Origin of the sequence: Streptomyces filipinensis (assembly GCF_014649495.1) — a bacterium.
In the GTDB taxonomy this organism is placed as follows: Bacteria; Actinomycetota; Actinomycetes; order Streptomycetales; family Streptomycetaceae; genus Streptomyces; species Streptomyces filipinensis.
In genome coordinates, this window is the sequence record NZ_BMTD01000001.1 from 162,185 (window position 1) to 179,037 (window position 16,853).

Annotated in this window: 19 protein-coding genes; 15 read left to right on the top strand and 4 right to left on the bottom strand. The window is 74.0% G+C overall.

Going from position 1 to position 16,853, the window contains the following annotated elements; translation table 11 throughout:
• Position 1 precedes the first annotated feature (1 nt).
• Positions 2–1,399, bottom strand: a complete 1,398-nt coding sequence (locus tag IE244_RS00680) for an MFS transporter (protein ID WP_229853894.1) — start codon at positions 1,397–1,399, stop codon at positions 2–4.
• A gap of 144 nt (positions 1,400–1,543) precedes the next feature.
• Between IE244_RS00680 and IE244_RS00685 the strand changes: the two genes are divergently transcribed.
• A complete protein-coding gene (locus tag IE244_RS00685) occupies positions 1,544–2,071 on the top strand; it encodes a winged helix-turn-helix transcriptional regulator (RefSeq protein WP_191870649.1) in 528 nt (175 codons plus the stop codon).
• A 30-nt stretch (positions 2,072–2,101) separates the two neighbouring features.
• Here the strand turns inward: IE244_RS00685 and IE244_RS00690 are convergent, their stop codons facing one another.
• Positions 2,102–2,872: a serine hydrolase domain-containing protein gene (locus tag IE244_RS00690; protein WP_229853895.1), complete on the bottom strand. Its 771-nt coding sequence runs from the start codon at positions 2,870–2,872 to the stop codon at positions 2,102–2,104.
• A gap of 251 nt (positions 2,873–3,123) precedes the next feature.
• Here IE244_RS00690 and IE244_RS00695 point away from each other — a divergent pair, with 251 nt between their 5' ends.
• From IE244_RS00695 to IE244_RS00705, 3 genes are all read left to right on the top strand, one after another.
• Positions 3,124–3,477 carry a DUF6412 domain-containing protein gene (locus IE244_RS00695; RefSeq protein WP_191870651.1) on the top strand — a complete coding sequence of 118 codons (354 nt, stop codon included), beginning with the start codon at positions 3,124–3,126 and terminating at the stop codon, positions 3,475–3,477.
• An 86-nt stretch (positions 3,478–3,563) separates the two neighbouring features.
• On the top strand, positions 3,564–4,289 hold the full coding sequence (gene yidC, locus IE244_RS00700) for a membrane protein insertase YidC (protein ID WP_191870652.1): 726 nt from the start codon (positions 3,564–3,566) through the stop codon (positions 4,287–4,289).
• 127 nt (positions 4,290–4,416) lie between these two features.
• Positions 4,417–5,274: a fumarylacetoacetate hydrolase family protein gene (locus IE244_RS00705; RefSeq protein ID WP_191870653.1), complete on the top strand. Its 858-nt coding sequence runs from the start codon at positions 4,417–4,419 to the stop codon at positions 5,272–5,274.
• A gap of 87 nt (positions 5,275–5,361) precedes the next feature.
• On the opposite strand, the gene IE244_RS00710 is transcribed toward IE244_RS00705, so the two are convergent.
• Positions 5,362–5,874 (bottom strand): heme-degrading domain-containing protein, encoded by a 513-nt coding sequence (locus IE244_RS00710; RefSeq protein WP_191870654.1) that lies wholly within the window; start codon positions 5,872–5,874, stop codon positions 5,362–5,364.
• On the bottom strand, positions 5,874–6,941 hold the full coding sequence (locus IE244_RS00715) for a Gfo/Idh/MocA family protein (RefSeq protein ID WP_191870655.1): 1,068 nt from the start codon (positions 6,939–6,941) through the stop codon (positions 5,874–5,876). Before IE244_RS00715 ends, IE244_RS00710 begins: the two co-directional genes overlap by 1 nt.
• A 56-nt stretch (positions 6,942–6,997) precedes the next feature.
• Here IE244_RS00715 and IE244_RS00720 point away from each other — a divergent pair, with 56 nt between their 5' ends.
• The 11 genes from IE244_RS00720 to IE244_RS00770 all read left to right on the top strand — a co-directional run bounded on the left by IE244_RS00720 (position 6,998) and on the right by IE244_RS00770 (position 16,665).
• The gene (locus tag IE244_RS00720) at positions 6,998–8,203 is read left to right on the top strand and encodes an ROK family transcriptional regulator (protein WP_191870656.1); all 1,206 of its coding nucleotides are present in this window, start codon (positions 6,998–7,000) and stop codon (positions 8,201–8,203) included.
• A 230-nt stretch (positions 8,204–8,433) separates the two neighbouring features.
• The gene (locus IE244_RS00725) at positions 8,434–8,790 is read left to right on the top strand and encodes a hypothetical protein (RefSeq protein WP_229853896.1); all 357 of its coding nucleotides are present in this window, start codon (positions 8,434–8,436) and stop codon (positions 8,788–8,790) included.
• Between the two features lie 44 nt (positions 8,791–8,834).
• The gene (locus IE244_RS00730) at positions 8,835–9,119 is read left to right on the top strand and encodes a hypothetical protein (protein ID WP_191870657.1); all 285 of its coding nucleotides are present in this window, start codon (positions 8,835–8,837) and stop codon (positions 9,117–9,119) included.
• 96 nt (positions 9,120–9,215) lie between these two features.
• Positions 9,216–10,100, top strand: a complete 885-nt coding sequence (locus IE244_RS00735) for a hypothetical protein (protein WP_229853897.1) — start codon at positions 9,216–9,218, stop codon at positions 10,098–10,100.
• Between the two features lie 55 nt (positions 10,101–10,155).
• Positions 10,156–10,911 carry a GntR family transcriptional regulator gene (locus IE244_RS00740; RefSeq protein WP_191870659.1) on the top strand — a complete coding sequence of 252 codons (756 nt, stop codon included), beginning with the start codon at positions 10,156–10,158 and terminating at the stop codon, positions 10,909–10,911.
• Positions 10,912–11,042: 131 nt separating this feature from the next.
• Positions 11,043–12,167: a TIGR03364 family FAD-dependent oxidoreductase gene (locus tag IE244_RS00745; protein WP_191870660.1), complete on the top strand. Its 1,125-nt coding sequence runs from the start codon at positions 11,043–11,045 to the stop codon at positions 12,165–12,167.
• A gap of 5 nt (positions 12,168–12,172) precedes the next feature.
• On the top strand, positions 12,173–12,880 hold the full coding sequence (locus IE244_RS00750) for an HAD family hydrolase (protein WP_191870661.1): 708 nt from the start codon (positions 12,173–12,175) through the stop codon (positions 12,878–12,880).
• 1 nt (position 12,881) lies between these two features.
• A complete protein-coding gene (locus IE244_RS00755; protein ID WP_191870662.1) occupies positions 12,882–13,943 on the top strand; it encodes an ABC transporter ATP-binding protein in 1,062 nt (353 codons plus the stop codon).
• Positions 13,933–14,781, top strand: coding sequence for a 2-aminoethylphosphonate ABC transporter permease subunit (locus tag IE244_RS00760; RefSeq protein WP_229853898.1), 849 nt, complete (start codon positions 13,933–13,935; stop codon positions 14,779–14,781). The genes IE244_RS00755 and IE244_RS00760 overlap by 11 nt, the downstream gene beginning before the upstream one ends.
• Positions 14,768–15,565: an ABC transporter permease gene (locus IE244_RS00765; protein ID WP_191870663.1), complete on the top strand. Its 798-nt coding sequence runs from the start codon at positions 14,768–14,770 to the stop codon at positions 15,563–15,565. Before IE244_RS00760 ends, IE244_RS00765 begins: the two co-directional genes overlap by 14 nt.
• Positions 15,566–15,609: 44 nt before the next feature.
• On the top strand, positions 15,610–16,665 hold the full coding sequence (locus tag IE244_RS00770) for a 2-aminoethylphosphonate ABC transporter substrate-binding protein (protein ID WP_191870664.1): 1,056 nt from the start codon (positions 15,610–15,612) through the stop codon (positions 16,663–16,665).
• Positions 16,666–16,853: the final 188 nt, after the last annotated feature.

Sequence of the window (16,853 nt, forward strand, 5' to 3'; positions counted from 1 at the left end):
GCTACTGCCGCTCCCGCAGCACCACCACCCCGACCGCCCCCGCCGCCGCCAGCCCCGCCGACACCAGCAGGGCGGTGTTCGTGCCGGCGGCCAGGGTGTGGGCCGAGGTGGCGAGGGCGATGGTCAGGGCGACGCCGGCGCAGGAGCCGATGTAGCGGAAGGTCTGCTGGGCGCCGGAGCCCATCGCGGCGCGTTCGCGCGGGACCGACTCCACGGCGAGCAGCGGCAGCGCGCCGTTGAGCAGGCCGCTGCCCACTCCGCCGACGATCAGGCCGGGCAGCAGCCGGGTCCAGGAGCCGGAGGCGACGGCGCCCAGCATGGTCAGGACGGCGACGGTGTGCAGGGCGAAGCCGACGGCCAGCTGGACGCGGGGGGTGATACGGCCGGCCAGGTGCTTGACCTGGAGGGCCACCGTGAAGCTCAGCCCGGACCAGAGCAGGAACAGCCAGGCCGTCGCCATGGGGGACAGCCGGAGCGTCTGCTGGAGCAGGGCGGGCAGGAAGCTGAACATGCCGATCACCGCGAGGCCGGTGAACAGACCGCCGGCGGCGGAGGCCAGGAAGCGGGCGTGGCGCAGCAGACCGAGGTCGATCATCGGGGTCTCGGTGCGGTGTTCCACCGCGGCGAAGAGCGCGATCAGGAGGACGGCGGCCGCCAGGAGGAGCCCGACCGGGGCGCGCAGCCAGCCGTCGCGGCCCAGGGTCAGGGCGGCGACCAGGGCCACCAGGGCCAGGCCGAAGGTCAGGGCGCCGCGTATGTCCGGCCGGCCGCCGCGCGGGGCGCGGGACTCGGTCAGCGCGCGGGCGCCGAGCGCGGTGGCCAGGAGGGCGGTGGCGCCCAGGACGCCGTACGCGATCCGCCAGGTCGGCAGCGCGCCCGCGACCAGCGGGCCCGCCGCGATCCCGCCGCTGACGAAGGCGCCCCACACGCCGGTCGCGTGCAGCCGGCCGCGCGGCGAGGGGTAGGCCGCCACCAGCAGGCCGAGGCTGCTCGCCAGGATCGCCGCGCTCGCCGCGCCCTGCGCGACGCGGGCGAGGGTGAACTGCCAGGTCGACGTCGTGAGGGCGCCGAGGGCGGTGGTGAGGCCGAGGTCCAGCGTGCCGCCGAGGAAGATCCGGCGGCGGCCGTAGTCGTCGGCGAGGCTGCCGGCCACCAGCAGCAGGGCGGCGAGGCCGAGCGGGGTGCCGTTGAGCAGCCAGGCCTGGGCGGAGAGCGGGGTGTGCAGGGCGGCCGCGGTGTCCGGCAGCGTGACCATCGGGGCCGTGTACGTCATCAGCGCCACGGCGGTGGCCGCGCTGGTCAGGGCGAGGGTGGCCCGGGGGTGTGCGGGGGTGTCCCGGGCTGGTTCGCCGCCGGTGGCGGTGGCCGCGGGGGTGGTGGCGGAGTCGAGCCCGGTCATGGCGTGGTCCTGTCCTTTCGGGGGCTGCGGCGACGTGCGTCGGACCGTCCCAGGTTCGTTCATTGAACTTACCCGCCACATCACCGTAGCACTGAAGGTTCGGTCACCGAACCAAGGTGTCGGAAAGTGGCTACAGTGGACGGCATGGCACTGGGCAAGGACTACGCGACACAGGAGTGCTCGATCGCGCGCGCGCTTGAGGTCGTCGGCGAACGCTGGACGCTGCTCGTCGTCCGGGACGCGCTGTACGGGGTGCGGCGCTACAACGACTTCCTGGTCCACCTCGGCATCCCGCGCGCCGTCCTGGCCGCCCGCCTGCAGGCCCTGACCGCCGAGGGCATCCTCGAAAAGCGCCGCTACCAGCAGTCGCCGCCGCGCGACGAGTACGTCCTCACCGAGCGCGGCATCGCCCTGTGGCCCACCCTGCGCGCCCTCGGCCTGTGGGGGCGCCGGCACTTCGGCGAGGCCCAGCTGCGGTACTTCCGGCACGCGGCCTGCGGCACCGAACTCGGCCCGTACGGCGAATGCGCGCTGTGCGGAACCGTCGTACCGGTCGAGGACGTGCTCATGGAGCCCGGTCCGGGTCTCGACCCGCACCCGGCGGATCCGGTCGGCCGGGTGCTGCTGAAGCCGAAGCGGCTGCTGGAGCCGCTGGAGACGGAGCCCGCCTGACCGCGCGGGCCCGCAACGGCGCCGGGCCGCTCAGGAGGCCTGCGAGCCGCTGTCCCTGAGCAGTTCGACGGCCATCCGGTCGGTCCGCCCGGACCGGCCGCCCAGCCGGTGGACCACCACCCACCGGCCGTCCTCCATGGCCCCGGCGAAGAGGGAGGCGTGACGGGTCGCGCCGTTGTGCCAGCGCATCCGGCCGGTCGTCGCCCAGGAGGGGGCCAGATCCCCCAGCCGGCGCTCGACCGCCAGCCGGACCAGCAGATCGGCGACCGCGCGCGGGGTGGCCCACAGGCCGCCCGCCGGGAGGATCGCCCCGTCCATGGTCCAGGGCCTTCGCTCCCCGCCGAACAGGCCGGGCGCGAGGAGGCGCCGGCCGGGGTCGGGCCGGACGCTCACCTCCTCGACCTCCAGCGGCCGCAGGACGTGCTCGGCGAGCAGTTCCTCGTACGCCGTACCGGCCGCGCTCACCAGGGCCGCGCCCAGGACGGCGTACCCGAGGTTGGAGTACTCCTCCCGCTGTCCCGGCGGCCGGAGGGTGACCTTGTCCAGCCGGCCGAGCAGCCGGTGCAGGGCGGCGTCGTCGAACGGGGCGTACGGGTCGAGGAACCGGGTGTCGGGCGGGAGGCGCGGCAGCCCGGAGGTGTGCTCGGCCAGGTGCCGCAGGGTGATCCCGGTGCCGGGAGCGGCGGGGAGCAGGCGCTCGACCGGGGCGTCGACCTCGAGCAGGCCCGCGGCCGCCATGCGCGTCATCGCCGTACCCGTGAGCACCTTGGTGAAGGAGCCGATCTCGACGAACCGGTCCACCGCGTGACCGTCTGCGACCCGTGCGGGAGACGCGCTGCTCAGGACGCAGGTGGGGGTGCGAGGCACGTGCGGGCCCTTCGGGGGGTGGCGGTCGGGGTCATCGGGCCGGTGGGCCGCGCCCATTGTCCGTCAGGGGGGCGGCGGCGGGAGCGCGTTTCGGTCATCACCGGCCGCTGCACGCGCTGTTCCCGCTGGTCAGGTATAAATGGCGCAGAAACGTCGGCAGTTGGAACCATGGGGAGGGGGGCCGGGTGATCCGCACACCGGAGCGGTCGCGTGCGCTCGCCCCGCTGCTGCTTCTGCTGCTGCCCGTCCTGCTGCTCGACACCGGCAGTCTCTCCGCGACCGTGGCCCTCGCCGCCACCGCCGCCGCCGGTTCCGCGCTCGCCCTCTGCTCGCTCCTCACCGCCCGCTCGGCGCCCGCCGTCCCGCCCACCCGGGTACGCACGGCGATACGCGACCGGGCCCGGCGTACGGCCTTCCTGCCGCAACGCGATCCCGACGCGCCCGGCCGGCGCCGGCCCAGGGCACCCGGACAGGCCCTTCCGGCGACCGCCGCGCAGGGCACCTCTCACCAGGGCACGCCTCACTCGTCCCGTACGTGACCCCGCGCGGGTCGTCATGCCGTTCTGCTCGCTTCCGGAGCATTCCGGAACTTTCCGGCACGACGAGACCCCCGGAGGGCTCACCCATGTCCGTCTTCTCTGTCTTCGCCCGCCTGGTCGGGCAGCTCGCCGACCTGCTCCAGCCGCTCTTCCACGCCTCCGCGGCCGCCGCCGCGATCGTCCTGTTCACCGCGCTGGTACGACTCCTCGTCCACCCCCTGTCCCGCGCCGCCGCCCGTGGCCAGCGCGCCCGCGCCGCGCTCCAGCCGAGGATCGCCGAGCTGCGCGAGAAGCACGCCGAGGATCCGCAGCGGCTGCAGCGGGCCGTGCTCGAACTGCACGCGGAGGAACGGGTCTCGCCGCTCTCCGGCTGTCTGCCCAGCCTGCTGCAGCTGCCCGCCTTCTTCCTGCTCTACCACCTGTTCTCCAGCTCCACGATCGGCGGCGAGGGCAACGGCCTGCTCAGCCACCAGCTGTTCGCGGCGCCGCTCGGCGGGCGGTGGGCCGACGCGCTCGGCGGGGGCGGGCTGTTCGGCCCGGCCGGGCTGGTCTATCTCGGGCTCTTCGCGGTCGTCGCGGTCATCGCCACCTTCAACTTCCTGCGGACCAAGCGGATGACCGCGGCCGGCTCCGTCGCGGCGGGTGCCGGGGGCGGGGAGCAGATACCGGGGCTCGGGGCGGTCGGCAAGGTCATGCCGTTCATGTCCTTCTTCACCCTCGTCACCGTGGCGGTCGTACCGCTCGCCGCCGCGCTGTACGTCGTCACCAGCACGGCCTGGAGCGCGGTCGAGCGGGCCGCTCTGTACCGGTAGGGCGTGCGGTTACGGTCCAGTACCTGAACAGGGTCTTGCGGAGTGGACGGCCCGCTTGGAGGATCGACCAGTCCTCCGATGGCTGCACCCATCGGTCGGGCGCCCGCGATCGAGGGAGATGGTGACCATGAAGCTGCTGCGCGTCGGTACGGCAGGGGCGGAGCGGCCTGCGCTGCTCGACGCCGAGGGGATCCTGCGGGACCTGTCGGGAATCGTGGACGACATCGACGGCGCGCTCCTCGCCGACGAGATGGCGCTCGGCCGGGTACGGGCGGCGGCCGAGGCCGGCGAGCTGCCCGCGCTGGACGCGACGGGCCTCAGGATCGGGCCGCCGCTCGGTCGCATCGGGAAGGTCGTGTGCATCGGGCTCAACTACCACGACCACGCCCGCGAGACCGGCGCCGAGCCGCCCGCCGAGCCGGTGGTCTTCTTCAAGGCGCCGGACACGGTGGTCGGGCCCCACGACACGGTTCTCGTCCCGAGGGGATCGGCCAAGACCGACTGGGAGGTGGAGCTGGCGGTCGTCATCGGGCGCACGGCCCGTTACCTGGGCTCCGCCGAGGAGGGGCTCGCGCATGTCGCCGGGTACGCGGTGGCGCACGACGTGTCCGAGCGGGAGTTCCAGATCGAGCGCGGCGGGACCTGGGACAAGGGCAAGAACTGCGAGACGTTCAATCCGCTGGGGCCGTGGCTGGTGACGGCGGACGAGGTGCCGGATCCGCAGGCCCTGTCGCTGAAGCTGTGGGTCAACGGGGAGCTGAAGCAGGACGGTACGACGGCCGAGCAGATCTTCCCCGTGGCGGAGGTCGTGCGGTACGTCAGCCAGTTCATGACGCTGTACCCCGGGGACGTCATCAACACGGGGACGCCGGCGGGGGTGGCCATGGGGCAGCCCGAACCCAAGCCGTACCTGAGGGCCGGGGACGTGGTCGAGCTGGAGATCGCCGGGCTCGGCCGTCAGCGGCAGGAGCTCAAGGACGCCTGAGGGGTGGGGCCGCGCGAGCCGGGCGGCCGAAGGGCCTTCGGGCCGAGGGCGGCCGGCACCCGGCCGCCCTCGGGCATCCCGGCCGCGTCACACCTCCAGGAACCGCTCCAGCGCCTCCACGACCAACCTGTGGTCCTGCAGCTGGGGCAGCCCGGACACCGTGACCGCGCCGATCACGCCCACGTCCTCGACGGTGACCGGGAACGAGCCGCCGTGCGCCGCATGGGTGCCGGGGTCCAGGCGCGAGGAGTCCTCGAACGTCGTGCCCTTGGCGCGGAAGCGGGCGCCGACCAGGTAGGAGGAGGCGCCGTACCGCTCCACCACGCGGCGCTTGCGGGCGATCCAGGCGTCGTTGTCCGGGGTGGAGCCCGGCAGGGCCGCGTGGAAGAGCTGCTGCCCGGCGCGGTGGATGTCGACGGCGACCGGGGCCCGGCGCTCCCGGGCCAGCCCGACCAGGAGCGAGCCGAGGGCCCAGGCGTCGTCGTGGGTGAACCGCCGGAAGACCAGGCGGCGTTCCTGGGCCTCCAGCTCCTCGACGGACGGGGGCGGCTCGGGGGCGGTCCCGGGCGTGGTCCGCGCAGGGTGCTGCTGGTGCTGCATCAGAGGGTCACCGTCACCTTGTCCCGTGCGGACCTGCGGGCCGCTTCCAGCACGTCCAGGGCGGCGGCCGCCTCCAGCGCGGTCACCGGGTTGGGGCCGGCACCGGTCAGCGCGCGCGCGACGGCCGCGTAGTAGGCGGGGTAGTCGCCGGGCAGCGTCGGTACGGGGGTGCCGCCGCCGGTCGCCGGGGAGGTGCCGGCGCCGATACGGCCGTGCAGGGACTCGTCCTCCGCGCCCCACCCGGGACCCGGACGCAGGCCCTCGCGCAGCGCCGCCTCCTGCGGGTCGAGGCCGTACTTCACATAGCCGGCGTGGGAGCCCAGGACGCGGAAGCGGGGGCCCAGCTGCGCGGTCGTCGCGGAGACGTAGAGGTGGGAGCGGACGCCGTTCGCGTGGGTGAGCGCGAGGAAGGTGTCGTCGTCGGTCTCGGCACCGGGGCGGCGGACGTCGGTCTCGGCGTAGACCTCGGTGACCGGGCCGAAGAGGACCAGGGCCTGGTCGACGACATGGCTGCCGAGGTCGTAGAGCAGACCTCCGATCTCTGCGGGATCGCCGGACTCGCGCCAGCCGCCCTTCGGTTGCGGGCGCCAGCGCTCGAAGCGGGACTCGAAGCGCCATACGTCGCCCAGCTCGCCCTGGGAGACCAGCCGGCGGACGGTCAGGAAGTCGTTGTCCCAGCGGCGGTTCTGGAAGACGGACAGGAGCAGGCCGCGCTCCTCGGCGAGGGCGGCGAGGTCGCGGGCCTCCGCCGCCGTGCCCGCGAGCGGCTTGTCGACGACGACCGGCAGGCCCGCCTTCAGGGCGGCGGAGGCCAGCGGGACGTGCGTCTTGTTCGGGGAGGCGATGACGACCAGGTCCAGCCGGTCCGCGCGGTCGAACAGCTCCTCGGGCGTGGCGAGGGCCGTCACGTCCGGGAACTCGGCGCGGGCCTGCTCCTGCCGCTCGGGGCGGGAGGTGACCACGGTGTCCAGGCAGAGGCCCTCGGTGGCGGCGATCAGCGGGGCGTGGAAGACGGAGCCGGCGAGGCCGTAGCCGATCAGGCCGACGCGGAGGGGGGTAGCTGTCATGCGTCCTACTTTCGCAACGCTGTTGCCAAAGTGCAAGTGGCGGGGACAATGGGGGCGTGAACAGGACGAGGCCGGGGACGGGCACGGGGAGCGGGGCCGGGAGCGGCGGGGCGGTGGGGGCGAACCTCGGCGCCGTGCGCAGCCACAACACCGCGTTGGTGCTGGGGCTGCTGCGGGAAGCGGGTGCGGAGGGCGTCAGCCGGCTGGAACTGGCCGAGCGGACCGGGCTGACCCCGCAGGCCGTCAGCAAGATCACCGCGCGGCTGCGGGAGGCGGGGCTCGCCGCGGAGGCCGGGCGGCGGGCGTCGACGGGAGGCAAGCCGCGGACCGTGCTGCGGCTCGTGCCGGAGGCGGGGCACGCGGTGGGCGTGCACCTGGACCGGGACGAGCTGCGGGTGGTGCTGGCCGACCTGGACGGGGCCGTGGTGGGCGAGCGGCGGACCGGGCTGGATCTGGGGGCCGGGGCGGAGACCGTGCTCGGGATGGTCGCCGGTGTGGTGGACGGACTCGTGCGCGACGGCCTGGGGCTCGGGCTCGGCGGCCTCGGTGGCTTCGGCGGTTTCGGTGGCTTCGGCGAGAAGGGACGCGCCGGGGGCGGGACACTGCTCGGGGTGGGGGTGGCGCTGCCGGGGCCGCTCGACCATGCGCGGGGCGTGCTGCACCGGGTCACCGGGTTTCCCGAGTGGGACGGCTTTCCGCTGCGGGAGGCGCTCGGGCAGCGGCTGGGGGTGCCCGTCGTGGTGGACAAGGACACCAACGCCGCGGCGCTCGGGCTCTCGGTGGGCGGTGAGGGCGGATCCTTCGCGTATCTGCATCTCGGTACCGGGCTCGGCGCCGGACTCGTGATCGGTGGGCGCGTGCACCGGGGGGCGCGGACCGGGGCGGGGGAGTTCGGGCACCAGGTGATCCAGCTGGACGGGCCGCTGTGCGAGTGCGGGAACCGGGGGTGCGTGGAGGTGCTGTGCCTGACGGCGGTGGGCCGCGGGGAGCCGGGGGAGGCGGCGCGGGTGCTGGGGGTGGGTGCGGCGAATCTGGCCGGGTTGCTGGACATCGATGTGGTGCTGCTCGGAGGACGGACGATCGCGAGGGCGCCGGAGGTGTTCGCCGCGGGCGTCCGGGAGGTCCTTGAGGCCCGGTCCCGCAGAGAGGGCGTGCTCGGCGGGACGGTGCCGGTCCGGGTGGCCGCGGGCGGGGAACGGGTCGTCGCCGAGGGCGCGGCGCAACTGCTGCTGGGGCCGTTGTTCGGGCGGGGAGACGCATAGGGGCGGGAGCCGGACCCGGACGCGCGCCCCGTGCGGCGGTCGGCCAGGGGATCGCCTGCCGGCGCCGGCCAGGTGCCGCCCGCGCCCACCCGTGCCGCCCCGGCGCCGCGACTGCCCGCAGGCCACGGCGCCTCACGGCCGGGCGCGGAACTCCCCGCGCACCTGTTCCCCGCATCCCGGGTACTCGGTGCGCCCAGGGCCCTGCCCGGGCTCCCCGCAAGGAGGTACCCGTGCGCTCGACCAGGATGAGAACGGCCGTCGGTCTGCTGGGAGCCGCCGCGTTCTGCCTCGCGGTGCCCGCCCAGCCGTCCGCGGACACCGGCGCGCCCCCGAAATCCAGCCCCTACTGCGGTACGGACCGGGCCACCGGGCTCGGCGTGTCCGCCCGCGGGAACGTGTCCTGCGCCACCGCGCTGCAGGTCGCGGCCGCCTACACCGAGGTCTGGCGCGGCACGGCCGGCGCCCCCGTCCAGGTGCGCGCGGCCGGAGCCGTGTGGAAGTGCCGGGAACGCCAGGGCGACCCCGACCCTTACCAGCAGTGCGCGGACACCCGGGACGACACCCGGCTGGTCACACTGACGTCCTGACCGCATCCCCGTCCGGACCCACTCCCTCGCCCCGGAGGTTCCCCATGGTGTCCGAACGCCTGCCGGTGATCGCCGCCGGTGCCGTGCTGCTCCTCGCGTTCTCCCCGCCGGCCCGTGCCGCCTCCGCGGGCGGTACGGACAGCGCCTGCGACAGGGCGGTCGCGGCCGCCGACGGGGCCGAACACGACTACGAGGCGCTGAAGAGGGGCATCGAGCGCCAGATCGCCGACGGAGGGCACCCGGGCACGGCCGAGCTGCAGGCGCTCCAGGACGCCGGTGCCCAGCGGGTCTCGACGGCCTCCCAGGTCCGGCGTGTCTGCGGGGCCTGACGTGGCGGGCGGAACTGCGCTGATCGGGCGGAGTTCCGGGCCGTCCCGGGGTGGCGTGCGCGGTCCCCGCCCGCGACCCGGCATGGTCATGTGTTCATGCGACTGTGCACGCCCCTGTCCCTCTGTCTTGCCGCAGCCGCCGCCGTGGTCGTCCCCGTGTCGTCGCCGGCACCCGCGTTCGCCGACACGCCCCCGGCCTGCGTCGGCGCCGACGCGCGCTCGTTCCCGCTGACCACCCGGATCCGCGGTGGCCCGGGCTCCTACGAGGCGGGCGGCGGATACGGCAACTGGTACATCGACCTCATCAACACCACGCGACGGGCCTGCGCCGGCGTCCACCCGGTGATCGTCCTCGTCGACGACCAGCGCGCCCTGCGGCCCGACCAGCCGGACCTGGAGTTCTACGACGGTGCCCGGGCCCGGCCGGTGACGTTCGAGAGCACCGACGAGAAGGAGCTGGTCGGTGTGCTCGACGGCGCGGGGTTCGACGGGTTCGCCGTACCGGCCGGCAAGACCGTCAGCGTCCGGGTCAGACTCGCGCTGCGCTCCGACGTGGCGACCGACCGGATCACCGCCACCGCCGCCGTCGTCCAGCGCCGGGGTGACGACGGGGACTGGGTCGGGCAGTCCAACGCGTACCGGTTCGGCGTCGGCGAGGACGGCGGGGTCGCGACGCAGGACCCGACACAGGACCCGACACAGGAACCGACGCGGGAAGCGACGCCGGGCCCGGACGGCACGCAGGAGGGCGGCGTGGACCCCGGGGCGTCCGGCAGCCCGCGGGCCACACCCGTGGCCGCGACCCCCGCCGCCACGCCCGACCCCTCCCTGCCGTTCGCCCAGCAGCCGGTGGAGGCCGGGGCGTGGGCCCGCGAGCTGGCGCGCACCGGACCCGGCCGGGCCGGCGGGCTGCTCGCGGGCGCCGCCGTGCTCCTCGGCGCCGGCGCGGGAGCGCTGCTGCTGGCCCGCCGACGCCGCTGACCCCTGACCGGGGTCCCGTCGGGCGGGGCCCGTCCCGTCTGCGACGATCCCTCTCGTGGACTACCCGAACGACCAGGCTCCCGGCGCCCCCGTCCGCTCCGGCATTCCCGAGCACGGGCGCATCCCCAAGTACTACGCGGTGAAGGCGCGGATCGCCGCCCTGCTGGAGGAACTCGGTCAGGACAGCGTCATCCCCACCGAGCGGGACCTCGCCGAGCGGTACGACGTCGCCCGGGAGACCGTCCGGCAGGCCGTGCGGGAGCTGGTGCTGGAGGGCCGGCTGAAACGACGCGGCCGGGGGACCGTCGTCGCCGGGCCCAAGCTCGCCCAGCCGCTGTCCCTCGCCAGCTACACCGAGGGGGTGCGCCGGCAGGGCCGTACGCCCGGTCGGACCCTCGTCACCCTGGACCGCTTCCCCTGCCCGGACGCCCTAGCCGCCGAGACCGGGCTCACCCGGGGCGAGCCCGTCTGGCACCTGGAGCGCGTGCTGCTCGCCGACGAGGAGCGGGTCGGCCTGGAGAGCACGTACGTCGCCGTCGCGCGGGTGCCCCGGCTGGACGGCGACTTCGACCCCGACTCCTCCTTCTACGGCTACCTCACCACCCAGGGCGTCTCCTTCGGCGACGCCGACGAGCGGATCGAGACCGTGCTGGCCACGCCCCGCGAAGCCCTGCTCATCGGCACCCCGCCCGCCCTGCCCATGCTGCTGATCCACCGGATCTCCAGGGACACCGAGGGGCGGCCCCTGGAGCGTGTGCGGTCGCTGTACCGGGGCGACCGGTTCTCCTTCACCACGCATCTCAAAGGCTGAAAGACGCCCTGCCGACAGGCGCGGAATCATCACGAAATGATAACGGGTCTAGCCCAAACGTGATGGGTCGTTCACGCTCTCGTTGTCAGCCGGACCCTTCCGGTTACCCGATCGCGAGGAGCGTTGCAGCCGTGAGAGTGACAGTCGTCGGAGCCGGCGTGGTGGGCACCATGCATGCCTGGCACGCCGTGCAGCGCGGCCATCAGGTCGTCCAGATCGAGCGCGAGACCGAGGCGCGCGGCGCCTCGCTGCGCAACTTCGGGCAGATCTGGGTCAGTGGCCGCGCCGGTGGAGAAGAGCTGGAGACCGCGCTGCGGGCGCGGGAGCTGTGGGAGGGGATCGGGGGACGCGTCCCGGCGCTGGGCTTCCGGGCCAACGGGTCCCTGACCCCCGTCCGGGGCCCCCTCGAACTCGCCGTCGCCGAGGCCGCCGCGGCCCGCCCGGACGCCGCCGCCCGCGGCTACAAGCTCCTGACCCCGGGCGAGGCCCGCGCCCTCAACCCCGCCCTGCGCGGCGACTTCACCGCCGCCCTGTACTGCGAGCGGGACGCCGCCGTGGAGCCGCGCACCGCCCAGCTGGCCCTGCGGGACGAACTGCTGAGGTCCCCGGACTACACCTTCCTGCCCGGCCGGGAGGTGCGCGAGGTCGTCGGCGCCGGAACCGTCCGCGACGACCACGGTGACGTGCACCACGCCGACGCGGTCGTCCTGTGCACCGGCGCCTGGCTCGGCGGCCTGGTCCGCGAACTCGCCGGACCCGAACTGCCGGTGCGCCGCGTCCGCCTCCAGATGATGCAGACCGACCCGCTGGGCGAACCGCTGCCGACCTCGGTCGCCGACGCCGACAGCTTCCGCTACTACCCGGCCTACACCTCCCCGGCCCTGGACCGGCTCAACGCCGAACAGCCCCAGCCGGAGACGGCCGCCACCCACAGGATGCAGCTGCTCATGGTGCAGCGCGCCGACGGCGGCCTGACCGTCGGCGACACCCACGAGTACGAGCACCCCTTCGCCTTCGACACCGTCGAGGAGCCCTACGAGCACCTCACCGGCGTCGTCGAGTCACTGCTCGGCCGGCCGCTGCCGCGCATCCGCCACCGCTGGGCGGGCGTGTACGCGCAGTGCACCGAACCCGGCCGGGTGGTGCACCGCCAGCAGGTGCGCGAGGGGGTGTGGCTGGTCACCGGGCCCGGCGGGCGCGGCATGACCTGCGCCCCCGCGATAGCCGAGACCACCGCGAACGAACTGGGCTGGTGACCCCCATGAACACTCCGACCGACACCCCCGACGACATCCGTCTCGTCGTCCTCGACATGGCCGGCACGACCGTCGCCGACGGCGGCCTGGTCGAGCGCGCCTTCGAGGCGGCGGCCACCGAGCTGGGCGTCGCCCCCGGCTCGCCCGAGCACGCCGGCCACCTCGCCTACGTCCGCGCCACCATGGGCGAGTCCAAGATCTCCGTCTTCCGCCACCTGTTCGGCGACGAGGAGAGCGCCCGGCGCGCCAACACCGCCTTCGAGAAGGCCTACGGCGAACTCGTCGAGGGCGGACTGATCGCCCCCGTGCCGGGCGCCCGCGAGGCCATCGAGGAGCTGGCCGGCGGCGGCCGCACCGTCGTCCTGACCACCGGCTTCGCCCGCGTCACCCAGGACGCCGTCCTCGACGCCCTCGGCTGGCGCGACCTCGTCCCGCTCACCCTGTGCCCGGCCGACGCCGGCGGGCGCGGACGGCCCTACCCGGACATGGTCCTGGAGGCCTTCGTGCGCACCAAGGCCGCCGAGGCCGTCACGCAGGTCGCCGTCGTCGGGGACACCTCCTACGACGTGCTCAGCGGCGTACGGGCGGGGGCCGGCCTGGTCGCCGGGGTACGCACCGGAGCCCACGGGGACGAGGAGTTCCGCGCCGCCGGTGCCACCCACGTCCTCGACTCCGTCGCCGGCCTGTCCGCCCTCCTCTCGGGAGCCCGGTGAGATGAGCATCCGCTTCGACTCCGTCACCGTCGCCTACGACGGCAACGTCGGCAGCCTCGCCCTCGACGCGCTCGACCTGACCGTCGAGCCCGGTGAGGTCATGGCGCTGCTCGGGCCGTCCGGCTCCGGCAAGACCACCGCGCTGCGGGCGGTCGCCGGGTTCGTACGGCCCGTGTCCGGGCGGGTGCTCCTCGGCGGCCGGGATGTGACGGACCTGCCGCCGTACCGGCGTGGCATCGGGATGGTCGTCCAGCAGTACGCGCTCTTCCCGCACCTGCGCGTCGACGAGAACGTGGCCTTCGGGCTGCGCGCCCGCAGGACACCCAGGGGCGAGATACGGCAACGGGTCGCCGAGGCGCTGGAGATGACCGGCATGGCCGCCTACGCCCGCCGGTACCCGCGTGAGCTGTCCGGCGGGCAGCAGCAGCGGGTCGCCATCGCCCGCGCGCTGGCCATCCGGCCCCGCGTGCTGCTCCTGGACGAGCCGCTGTCCGCGCTGGACGCCCAGCTGCGGTCCGGGATGCTGGCCGAACTGGCCCGGCTGCACCGGGAACTGCCGGACGTGTCGATGCTGTACGTCACCCACGACCAGGTCGAGGCGCTCACCCTGGCCGACCGGATCGCGGTCATGGACAAGGCGCGGCTGCGGGCGTGTGGGACGCCGCGGGAGCTGTACCGGGCCCCCACCGACGCGTTCACGGCGTCGTTCGTGGGCGGGGCGAATCTGCTGCCGGTGACGGTCGGGCCTGGGGGTGTGTCCTTCGCCGGTGCCGAGCTGAAGGTCGAGACCGGGGATGTCGTCGCGGGGGCGCGGGCCACGCTGTGTGTGCGGCCGCATCTGGTGGGGCTGGGGGCCGGCCCCAACCAACTCGTGGGTGTCGTACGGGAGATCCAGTGGCGAGGGGCCACGCACCGGCTGTACGTCGAGGTCGACGGGCACGCTGTCATGGCCGACCTCCGTGAGCTGAGGGACCCGCCCGCGCACGGGGAGTCCGTGAGTCTGCACTTCGCCGCGGAGGACGCGGTGCTGCTGCCCGCGGGGGTGGTCGGCGATGGCAGGTGACCCGGCACTGCAGGCCGTGCCCACCCGTTCCGCCCCGCGGAACGAGGGCCCACGGCGGTGGAGCCCACAGCTGTGGGCCGCTCCCCCGGCAGCCGCACTCGCCCTCTTCTTCCTCTACCCCCTCGCCCTCGTCGTCCGGCAGTCCTTCCAGCCGGACAGCGGAGGCACCTCGGTCCGGCCCTACGCCGACGTGTTCGCCTCCCAGGCGTTCCGGCACGCGCTGTGGACCACCGTCTGGCTGGCCGTCGCGTCCACGGCCGGGTGCCTGGTGCTCGGCTTCCTGCTGGCGCTGGTCATCTCCTTCGTGCCCTTCCCGGGGGCGAAGGGGGTGGCGCGGTTCATCGATGTGTACCTGTCCTTCCCGTCCTTCCTGATCACGCTGGCGCTGCTGTTCATCTACGGCACGACCGGCATCATCGGCTCCTTCCAGTTCCTGACCACGCCCTGGGGCGTGCTGCTGGCGGAGGTCACCTACTTCACGCCGTTCGTGATGCGCCCGCTGCTCGCCGCCTTCTCGCAGCTGGACACCGCGCAGCTGGAGGCGGCCAGTTCGCTGGGGGCGCGGGCGCCGCGGATCGTGCGCCGGGTGATCCTGCCCGAGGCGCTGCCCGCGCTCGCGGCCGGCGGGAGCCTCGTCCTCGTGCTCTGCCTCAACGAGTTCGGGATCGTCCTGTTCACCGGCGCGAAAGGGGTCACCACCCTGCCGATGCTCGTCTACGGCAAGGCGATCCTGGAGTCCGACTACCCGGGCGCGTGCGTGGTCGCCGTCGTCAACGTCCTGATCTCCGTGGGGCTGTACGGCCTCTACCGGGTGGTGAGCCGTCGTGCTGGTGCATAGCCGTGGGGCCAGGTGGACCGTGTGGGCGGTGTTCCTCGTCCTGTTCCTGCCGCTGTTCGCGCTTCCGCTCCTCGTCGTCCTCGGCGCCTCCTTCGCCACCCACTGGCCCGGCGTCCTGCCCGCCGGGCTGACCACCGACAACTACCGGGCGGCGACCCGGGGCGAGGCCCTGCAGGCCCTCACCACCAGCCTGCTCACCGCCGCCGGCGCCAGCCTGCTCGCGCTGGTCGTCGGGACCTGGGCCGCGCTGGCCGGGGCGGCCCTGAACCGGCGGTACCGGCGGCTCATGGACGCGCTGTTCGTGCTGCCGGTCGCCGTGCCGTCGGTCGTGGTCGGACTGTCGGTCCTGGTCGCCTTCTCCCAGCCGCCGATGCTGCTCAACGGCACCCGGTGGATCGTGATCCTCGCGCACACCGTGCTGGTCACCGCCTTCGCCCACCAGTCCGCGTCGGCGGCGATCGCCCGCCTCGACCCGGCCTGTGAACAGGCCGCCGCCTCCCTCGGCGCCCGGCCCTCCTACGTGCTGCTGCGGGTACGGCTGCCCCTGCTGCTGCCCTCGCTGACCGCCGCGGCCGGCCTCTGCTTCGCCCTGTCCATGGGCGAGCTGAGCGCCACGATGATGCTCTACCCGCCCGACTGGACCCCGCTGCCCGTCCTGATCTACGCGGCCACCGACCGCGGCGCCCTGTTCACCGGCTCCGCCGTCGCCGTCGTCCTGATGGCGGCGACCCTGCTCGTCCTGTTCGCCGTCTCCCGGGTCCGCACCCGGGCGTCGTACCGCTAAATCCCCCGGTAATCCCCGTCGTCACGCCAGGAGTTGGCCTCGCCATGCCCAGAACCCGCCTCACGCTCGCCGTGGCCCTCGCTCTGCTCGCCACCCCCGTGCTGTCCGCCTGCGGCGGTTCCTCCGCCGCCTCCGACGCCAAGGTCGTCACCGTCTACAGCGCCGACGGCCTCAAGGGCGAGAACGGCGACGGCTGGTACGACAAGGTCTTCGCGGACTTCCAGAAGCAGACCGGCATCAAGGTCAAGTACGTCGAGGGCGGCTCCGGCGAGATGGTGCAGCGCGCCGTCCGCGAGAAGAGCAACCCGCAGGCCGACGTGCTGGTCACCCTGCCGCCGTTCATCCAGGAGGCAGACCGCAAGGGGCTGCTGCAGAAGTACGGGCCGAAGGACTCCGGCCAGGTCGGCGGCGCCGACAAGGCCGAGGACGGCACCTGGACCTCCGTGGTCGGCAACTACTTCGGGTTCGTCTACGACAAGAAGGAGCTGAAGCGGGCCCCCCGGACCTGGGACGAACTGCTCGACGCCACGTACAAGAACAAGCTGCAGTACTCCACTCCGGGCGTCGCCGGTGACGGCACCGCCGTGCTCATCAAGGCCGTCCACGACTTCGGCGGCAAGGAGGCGGCTCTCGCCTACCTGAAGAAGCTGCAGGCCAACAACGTCGGCCCGTCCGCCTCCACCGGCAAGCTCGCCCCCAAGGTCGACAAGGGCGAACTGCTCGTCGCCAACGGCGACGTGCAGATGAACTACGCCCAGTCCAAGTCCATGCCGAACCTCGGCATCTGGTTCCCGGCGGGCAAGGACGGCAAGCCCACCACCTTCGCCCTGCCCTACGAGGCCGGCCTGGTCACCCGGGCCCCGCACAGCGAGAACGGCAAGAAGCTCCTCGACTTCATGCTCGCCCAGAAGCAGCAGCAGGAGGTCAGCGAGATCGGCGGCGGGTTCGCCGCCCGCCAGGACGTCAAGGCCACCGACACCAACGCCATCGCCCTCACCAAGGTGATGGACGGCGTCGAGTTCTTCGAACCGGACTGGAACGACATCGACAAGAACCTCACCTCGTACGTGGAGGACTGGAAGTCGGCCACCGGCAGCTGAACCCCCCGAGGGTTTCGCCGCCCGGGTCCCGTCCGGCATCCCCGCGGGGACCGTCGGCTGCCCTCCAGGTCCCGGCAGGCGCCACCAGTGTCCGGGTCCGCTTCCGCCACACCGGGGGCACCAACTGGTACCGGGTGATCGACGGGGTACGGATCAGCCAGGTCTGACTAGGCTGAGGGCGTCGGTAC

Coding starts and splice junctions, on each gene's coding strand:
- IE244_RS00705 (WP_191870653.1), top strand. CDS start 4,417: ATGAAGCTGCTGCGCGTCGGTACGGCAGGGGCGGAGCGGCCTGCGCTG.
- IE244_RS00685 (WP_191870649.1), top strand. CDS start 1,544: ATGGCACTGGGCAAGGACTACGCGACACAGGAGTGCTCGATCGCGCGC.
- IE244_RS00715 (WP_191870655.1), bottom strand. CDS start 6,941: ATGACAGCTACCCCCCTCCGCGTCGGCCTGATCGGCTACGGCCTCGCC.
- IE244_RS00680 (WP_229853894.1), bottom strand. CDS start 1,399: ATGACCGGGCTCGACTCCGCCACCACCCCCGCGGCCACCGCCACCGGC.
- IE244_RS00750 (WP_191870661.1), top strand. CDS start 12,173: ATGAACACTCCGACCGACACCCCCGACGACATCCGTCTCGTCGTCCTC.
- IE244_RS00735 (WP_229853897.1), top strand. CDS start 9,216: ATGCGACTGTGCACGCCCCTGTCCCTCTGTCTTGCCGCAGCCGCCGCC.
- IE244_RS00755 (WP_191870662.1), top strand. CDS start 12,882: ATGAGCATCCGCTTCGACTCCGTCACCGTCGCCTACGACGGCAACGTC.
- IE244_RS00760 (WP_229853898.1), top strand. CDS start 13,933: ATGGCAGGTGACCCGGCACTGCAGGCCGTGCCCACCCGTTCCGCCCCG.
- IE244_RS00730 (WP_191870657.1), top strand. CDS start 8,835: ATGGTGTCCGAACGCCTGCCGGTGATCGCCGCCGGTGCCGTGCTGCTC.
- IE244_RS00710 (WP_191870654.1), bottom strand. CDS start 5,874: ATGCAGCACCAGCAGCACCCTGCGCGGACCACGCCCGGGACCGCCCCC.
- yidC (WP_191870652.1), top strand. CDS start 3,564: ATGTCCGTCTTCTCTGTCTTCGCCCGCCTGGTCGGGCAGCTCGCCGAC.
- IE244_RS00770 (WP_191870664.1), top strand. CDS start 15,610: ATGCCCAGAACCCGCCTCACGCTCGCCGTGGCCCTCGCTCTGCTCGCC.